Consider the following 459-nt stretch of genomic DNA (forward strand, 5'->3'; position numbering starts at 1 on the left):
GCCCTTGGCCGCGTTCCGCTCATTCCTTATTTGGCTTTGTGCTGGCTAGGCTCGAGGAGTGCCGGAATCGAGATGCCAAGGGCGTCAGCCAGGTCCTGCAAATCGACCACCATTGGGCTGGCCGCTTCGTTCTCCAACCGGCCGACGTACGTCCGAAATCGATGGGCTTTGACCGAGAGTGCTTCTTGACTGAGCCCTGCCTCACTGCGCAGCCGTTTCACATTCGCTATTACCCGAGCCGGGGCGTCTTCCCCGGCTGGTTCCTGTTCGCCGACAGGCCGGTCACAGAAGAAGTCGAGCACATCCACGCCCAGTACATCAGCTAGACGGGAAAGGGTCGAGAGTCGGAGGTTTGCCCGCCGTCCTTGTTCGACGCTCGCGAGGTTCGTGCGAGCCAGCGACGCCCTCGCAGCGAGTTCGTCTTGCGAGAGGCCGGCACGTTTTCGAATCGTTCTAAGT

The 459-nt window shown here is 61.0% G+C and carries 1 protein-coding gene; it reads right to left on the reverse strand.

The annotated features are described in order from the left end of the window. Positions 1 to 26 precede the first annotated feature (26 nt). On the reverse strand, positions 27 to 459 hold a 433-nt coding region (locus tag J5M67_RS28400), incomplete at its 5' end, for a helix-turn-helix domain-containing protein (protein ID WP_207888672.1).

It is taken from the genome of Pseudomonas sp. 30_B, assembly GCF_017491605.1.
GTDB lineage: Bacteria > Pseudomonadota > Gammaproteobacteria > Pseudomonadales > Pseudomonadaceae > Pseudomonas.